The organism is Nocardioides sp. (genome assembly GCF_036401255.1).
Lineage (GTDB): Bacteria > Actinomycetota > Actinomycetes > Propionibacteriales > Nocardioidaceae > Nocardioides.
Window position 1 is genome coordinate 1 of sequence record NZ_DASWVI010000321.1, and the last position, 6,553, is coordinate 6,553.

Annotated in this window: 4 protein-coding genes; 2 read left to right on the forward strand and 2 right to left on the reverse strand. The window is 75.0% G+C overall.

Features of this window, described 5'->3' with window-relative positions:
* Together VGD85_RS15155 and VGD85_RS15160 are read right to left on the reverse strand one after the other, a co-directional pair.
* The coding region (locus VGD85_RS15155; protein WP_331064270.1) for a UvrD-helicase domain-containing protein at positions 1–225 on the reverse strand (225 nt) is incomplete at its 3' end.
* 38 nt (positions 226–263) lie between these two features.
* The gene (locus VGD85_RS15160) at positions 264–3,500 is read right to left on the reverse strand and encodes an ATP-dependent DNA helicase (protein WP_331064267.1); all 3,237 of its coding nucleotides are present in this window, start codon (positions 3,498–3,500) and stop codon (positions 264–266) included.
* 155 nt (positions 3,501–3,655) lie between these two features.
* Here VGD85_RS15160 and VGD85_RS15165 point away from each other — a divergent pair, with 155 nt between their 5' ends.
* Positions 3,656–4,816 carry a CoA transferase gene (locus VGD85_RS15165; RefSeq protein WP_331064268.1) on the forward strand — a complete coding sequence of 387 codons (1,161 nt, stop codon included), beginning with the start codon at positions 3,656–3,658 and terminating at the stop codon, positions 4,814–4,816.
* A gap of 99 nt (positions 4,817–4,915) precedes the next feature.
* The gene (locus VGD85_RS15170) at positions 4,916–6,499 is read left to right on the forward strand and encodes an alkaline phosphatase D family protein (RefSeq protein ID WP_331064269.1); all 1,584 of its coding nucleotides are present in this window, start codon (positions 4,916–4,918) and stop codon (positions 6,497–6,499) included.
* Positions 6,500–6,553 lie beyond the last annotated feature (54 nt).

Consider the following 6,553-nt stretch of genomic DNA (forward strand, 5'->3'; position numbering starts at 1 on the left):
GAGCGCGTCGCGGATCTTGCGGCGCAGCTCGCTGGCCGCCTTGGTGGTGAACGTCAAGCCGAGCACCTCCTCGGGGCGGACCTGGCCGGTGACGACGAGGTAGACGACCCGTGCGGCCATCAGCGTGGTCTTGCCGGACCCGGCGCCGGCGATCACCACGGCCGGCGCCAGCGGCGCGGAGATCGCGGCCCACTGCTGGTCGCTGACGGAGTAGGGCGTGCCCATCACCTCGGCGAGGTCCGCGGGGCTGTCGATCGGTCGGCTCACTGGCTGGTCACCGACCCCGCGCTCTTGGCCGGGCAGATCGACACGAACGGGCACTCGCGGCAGTGCTGGCCGGCGATCGACGGGAACGACTCGGCCCTCAGCAGCGCGGCGGTGCGGGCGAGCCGCTCGCGCAGCAACGAGCGGTCGGCGCCGTCGTCGGGCTGGACACCCTGGCTCTGGACGACCGCGGTCTCGTCGCCGTCGGTCAGCCCGACCTGGACGAGCTCGGCGCCCCCGGCGCGGGCATCCGGCACCAGCTCGTCGACCGCGCCGTGGTCGACGGCGTACTGGTAGAGGCCCAGCTGGACGTGGCTCTCGACCGCCTTGTTGCTGGGCTTGGTGCGGCCGGTCTTGAGGTCGACGACGACGACCTGGCCGTCGGAGTCGAGCTCGAGCCGGTCGGCGTAGCCGGTCAGCTGCACCTGCTCGCCGCCCTCGAGCTCGACCACGGTCGAGAAGGACGTCTCGGTGCCGAGCAGCCGCCGGGGGTTGGCGAGGTGCCACTGGACGAACCGGCCGAGCGCGGCCCGGACCCGCTCGTGCTCGCGGGCCCGCGACCAGGGGGTGCGGAAGTCGAGCCGGTCCCACACCGCGTCGACGTGCTCCATGAGCACGTCGACGGCCGGCTCGACCTCACCGGACGCCACCCGCTGGGCCAGGGCGTGCAGGAGCTCGCCGAGGTTGGCGGACTGGTGCGCCCGGGCGACGCCGCCGGCCTCGCGCTCGAGGAACCACTGGGTCGGGCACACCAGCATCGACTCGAGCACGCTGGCGGAGACCGGCACCGGCAGGCCGGGATCGCGCACGGGCTGAGCCGACCGGGTCGCCGCGCGAGTGCCCCACCAGGTCGACGGGTCGGCGATGCGGACCTCGCCGGCCAGCCGGGCCAGGCGGCGGGCGGCGGCCTCACGCAGCGGCTCGGAGGTCTCGGGGTCGGCGACCGTGCGGCGCAGCTCGGCCACCAGGCCGCCGAGCGACAGCGGGCGCGGCGGGCGACCGACGATGCGCTCGACGCTCACGCCGAGCTCGTCGAGGAACCGCGACGGCTGCTCGCCCTCGTCGTCGGGCGAGGCGACCGCGGTGACGACCAGCCGCTGGCGGGCACGGGTGCACGCGACGTAGAACAGCCGCCGCTCCTCCAGGAGCAGCTCGCGGGCCGACACCGGCGGGACCACGCCGTGCTCGCCGATCCGGTCGGCCTGCAGCAGCGTCGAGCGGCGGCGCAGGTCGGGCCAACCCTCCTGCTGCACGTGGGCCACGGCGACCAGCCGCCACTCCAGGCCCTTGGCGCGGTGGGCGGTCAGCAGGCGTACGGCGGAGCCGCGGGCGCCCCGCTCGGCCAGCGTGTCGGCCGGGATCTGCTGCTGGACCAGCGTGGCCAGGAACGCCCGGACGCCGACGTGGTCGCGCTGCTCCTCGGCGCGAGCGGCCACGTCGAACAGCGCGCAGACCGAGTCGAGGTCGCGGTGCGCCCGGCGGGCGGCGCCGCCACCGAACTCGACCGAGCGGCGCAGCCGGGCCGGCCAGCCCGTGCGCGACCACAGCGTCCACAGCAGCTCCTCGGCCGAGGCCCCCGCGCGCATCTCCTCGCGGGCGTCGGACAGCAGCCGGGCCAGCGCCTGCGCCCGCGCGACGTCGGGACGGTCGGGCCCCTCGAGGCCGTCGAGGAAGCCCGGCTCGACGACGACCCGGCGCACCAGGTCACGGGAGGTGCGCGGCGCGCGACCCTCGGTCTTGCTCTGCTCCTTCTCGCGGGCCCGCAGCCGCCGGGCCAACCGGCGCAGGTCTCCGGCGTCGAGACCGCCGAGCGGCCCGAGCAGCAGCGCCTCGGCGCGAGCGGCATCCACGCGGTCGACCGAGTCGCGGTCCTCGTCCGCGCCCGACTCATCGGGGTGGGTGTCGAGCTCGACGACCGTGCGCAGGGCGTCGAGCAGGGGCAGCACGGCCGGGTCGCGGACGAGCGGCACCTCGTCGCTGGCCACCTCCACCGGCACGCCGGCCGCGCCCAGGGCCCGGCGCAGCGGCGGGATCGACGTACGTCCCGAGCGCACCAGCACGGCCATGTCGTCCCAGGCGATGCCGTCCTCGAGGTGGGCGCGACGGAGCAGGTCGGCGAGGTGCTCGGCCTCGGCCCGATCGGTGTCGAAGGTGCGGACCAGCACCCGGCCCTCGCCGAGGTCGGGCGCGGCGGCCTCGGGCGCGAGGAACGCCTCACGCGCCTCGGGCGGGATGCTGCCCGGCAGCGCCAGCCGTCCGGCGACCCGCTGCGAGGCGACGAGCAGCCGCGGGCCGAAGCGTCGGGTGGTGCGCAGCGCGACGACCTCGGCCGGGCGCCCGTCGGCACGCGGGAACTCGGTGGGGAACTCGAGGATGCCGCGCACCTCGGCCCCACGGAACCCGTAGATCGACTGGTGGGGGTCGCCGACGACGACGAGGTCGCGCCCGTCGCCGGCCAGCGCGCGCAGCAGCGCGACCTGGCCGGGGTCGGTGTCTTGGTACTCGTCGACGAACACGCAGCCGATCCGGGCGCGCAGCTCGTCGCGGTGGGCCTCGGCCTCGATCGTCGCGCGGCGGATCAGGTCGGCGTAGTCGGTGGCGCCCTGGGAGTCGAGGTTGGTGAGGTACTGGTCGAGGAACCGCCCGGCGGCGACGTACTCCGGCAGGCCCTCGACCTCCCCGAGGCGCTGGAGGGCGCGGCCGTCGAGGCCCTTCTCGCGCGCACGGGAGAGCACGGCGTGGACCTCGCGGGCGAAGCCGCGGGTGCCGAGCGCGCGGGCCATCGACTCCGGCCAGACCACCGACTCGGGATGGTCGGTGAGCAGCTCGCGGAGCACGACGTCCTGCTCGGGGGCCGAGAGCAGCCGCAGGGGCGCCTCGTAGAGCTCGGCCGGCGAGTAGCGGCGGATCAGGGCGTAGGCGAAGGAGTGGAACGTCGAGCTCAGCGTGGTCGACATCGTGCGGCCCAGGCGCGCGGTGACGCGGTCGCGCAGCTGCTCGGCGGCCTTGCGGGAGAACGTCAGCGCCAGGACCTCGTCGGGCTTGGCGCCGCGGGTCTCGATGCGGTCGACGATCGCCTCGACCAGCGTCGTGGTCTTGCCGGTGCCGGGGCCGGCCAGCACCAGCAGCGGCCCGCCGGGGTGGTCGACCACGCGGCGCTGGTGCTCGTCGAGCTCGGGCACCCGCGGCGCGACGCCGGGCCGCGCGAGGCGGTACGTCGTCGCGGTGGTCGCCATGCGGCCATTCGATCATCCGGCGCCGACATGGCACGACAGCGGTCGTGCCGTGCCACCGGGAACGACGGGACGGGAAACACCCGCCCAGGGGCCGGCCCGCCGCGTCGGCAACTCTCGCCATAGGCCCACCCCGGACCGCCCGATAGCGTCCTGGCATGACTGAAGGCCCCCTCTCCGACCTGGTCGTGCTCGACCTGACCCGCGCCCTGGCCGGCCCGCACGCCGCGATGATGCTCGGCGACATGGGCGCCCGGGTGATCAAGATCGAGCCGCCGGCCGGCGACGACACCCGCGGTTGGGGGCCGCCGTTCGTCGGCGCGGACGACGAGCGCGAGTCGACGTACTTCCTCTCCGCCAACCGCAACAAGGAGTCGCTGGTCCTCGACCTCAAGGACGAGGCCGACCAGGACGTGCTGGCGCGGCTGGTCGAGCGGGCCGACGTGCTGATGGAGAACTACCGCGTCGGTGTGCTCGACCGGCTCGGCTTCCCGGTCTCGCGGCTGCACGAGCTCAACCCCGGGCTGGTCGTGCTGAGCATCACCGGCTTCGGGCACGACGGGCCCGAGGCGACGCGCGCGGGCTACGACCAGATCGCGCAGGGCGAGGGCGGCCTGATGTCGATCACCGGCACCACCCAGCCCACCAAGGTCGGGGTGCCGATCGCGGACCTGATCGCCGGCATGAACGGCGCGTACGGCGTGCTGGCGGCGCTGCACGAGCGCACCCGCACCGGCCGCGGGCGCGTCGTGCGCACCTCGCTGCTCGCGGGCATGATCGGCGTGCACGCGTTCCAGGGGACCCGGTGGACCGTCGCCGGGGAGGTGCCCGGGCTGGCCGGTGACCACCACCCGTCGATCTCGCCGTACGGCATGTTCGCGACGGCGACCGCGCCGGTGCAGATCGCGTGCGGCTCGGAGAACCTGTGGCGCGCGCTGTGCACGGCGTTCGGCTGGGACGCGGCCGAGCCCGGGTTCGCCACGAACCCCGAGCGGGTCGCCAACCGCGACGCCCTCACCGCGCGGATCGAGGAGCTGTTCGCCACCGAGCCCGCCGAGCACTGGCTGGCCGCACTCGCCGAGGCCGGAGTGCCGTCGGGCAAGGTGCGCTCGATGGACGACGTCTACTCCTGGGAGCAGACGCTCTCGCAGGGACTGCTGCTCACGGTCGAGCACGCCACCCAGGGCACGCTGCGGCTGCCGGGCTCGCCGATCCGCTTCGACGACGACCCCTGGTCGGGCGGGCGCTCCGAGCACCTCGCGCCCCCCACGCTGGGCCAGCACGACGCCGCGATCCGGGAGTGGTTGAACAGCGACTGACGGCCCGGTGTCGGTGCGCGCCTGAACTTGGGGCGACGTTCGTCCGGCGTCTGCCTGAGGCTCACCGGTCGCGGTGGTCGGGCCGAGACCGTGAGGTACGTGATCGCACTCGGCCGCCGCGCCGTCCTCGCCGGGAGCGCCGCCTCCCTCACCGTGCTGTCCACGCCGGCGGCCGGGCTCGCCGCCCGGTCGCCGCTCCTCGAACGGGGGCTCGTCACACGGGGCCGGCTGCGAGACCCGTTCACCCTCGGCGTGGCCTCCGGCGACCCGGAGCCCGACGGGGTGGTGATCTGGACCCGGCTCGCTCCGCAGCCGCTCGCGTGGGACGGCCGCGGCGGGATGCCGTCGCGGGAGGTCCGCGTGGACTGGCAGGTCGCCACCGACGCGCAGTTCGCCCAGGTGGTGCGGCAGGGCGCGGTCCGGGCGCTGCCCCGGTGGGCCCACTCGGTGCACGTGGAGGTGGCGGGGCTCGAGCCCGCGCGCGAGTACTTCTACCGGTTCCGGGCCGAGGGACACCTCTCCCCCGTGGGCCGCACGCGCACGGCTCCGGCGTACGACAGCTCGCCGGCGTCGTTCACCGTGGCCGCGGCGTCGTGCGCGGAGTACGAGCACGGCTACTTCACGGCGTACCGCCGTCTCGTCGAGGACGACCCCGACCTGGTGCTGCACCTGGGCGACTACCTCTACGAGTTCCGGCACAACGGGTACGTCGCGTCCCCGCACAACGTGCGCCGGACCGTCGGGCCCGAGACCGTGACGCTGGCCGGGTACCGGCAGCGGCACGCGCAGTACAAGACCGACCCCGACCTGCAGCTCGCGCACGCCGCGGCGCCGTGGAGCGTGGTGTGGGACGACCACGAGGTCGACGGCAACTGGGCCGGCCTGGACCCGGCCCACCACCAGCACGGCTTCCGGCGGCGGCGGATGGCGGCCTTCCAGGCCTACTACGAGAACATGCCGCTGCGGCGCAGCTCGATGCCGCGCGGCGCCGGCATGCAGATCTACCGGCGGGTGCGCTGGGGCGACCTCGCGACCGTGCACCTGCTCGACACCCGGCAGTACCGCGACGACCAGGCCTGCGGAGACCGGCGTACGTCGCGGTGCCGGGCGCGCCTGGCCCCAGGCCGGTCGATCACCGGCGACCGCCAGGAGCGGTGGCTGCTGCGCGGGCTCGGCGACTCCGGCGCGCGGTGGGACGTGGTCGCGCAGCAGGTGTTCTTCGCGCAGCACGACACCTCACGGCGGCCCGGACGCCAGGTCGGCATGGACGCGTGGGACGGGTACGCCGCCTCGCGGCAGCGGATCCTGGAGGGCTTCGAGCACCGGGGCGTGCGCAACCCCGTCGTCCTCACCGGGGACGTGCACCGGCACTACGCCAACGAGCTGCGGCTGGACTTCGACCGGCCGGCGACCCGGCCGATCGGCGTCGAGCTCGTGACGACGTCGGTCACCAGCGGGGGCAACGGCAGCGACGCCACCCCGGCGATGCGGGCCGAACGGGCGGTGAACCCGCACATCAAGTACTCCTCGAGCCGCCGGGGCTACCTGCTCACCAGCTACACGCGCTCGACGCTGCAGGCCGACTTCACCGTGCTGCCGTACGTCCGGCGGCCCGGCGCGCCGGCCCGCACCGATGCGTCGTACGTCGTCGAGGACCGCGACCCGGTGCTGCACCGCGCCTGAGCCCGGTCCTCACGCTTGCGGGTCGTGTGCCTGAGAACGGTCCATGGACCGTTC

What these genes read in the sequence shown, in the direction of transcription:
- VGD85_RS15160 (WP_331064267.1), bottom strand. Translation starts at nt 3,500, where the DNA reads ATGGCGACCACCGCGACGACGTACCGCCTCGCGCGGCCCGGCGTCGCG.
- VGD85_RS15165 (WP_331064268.1), top strand. Translation starts at nt 3,656, where the DNA reads ATGACTGAAGGCCCCCTCTCCGACCTGGTCGTGCTCGACCTGACCCGC.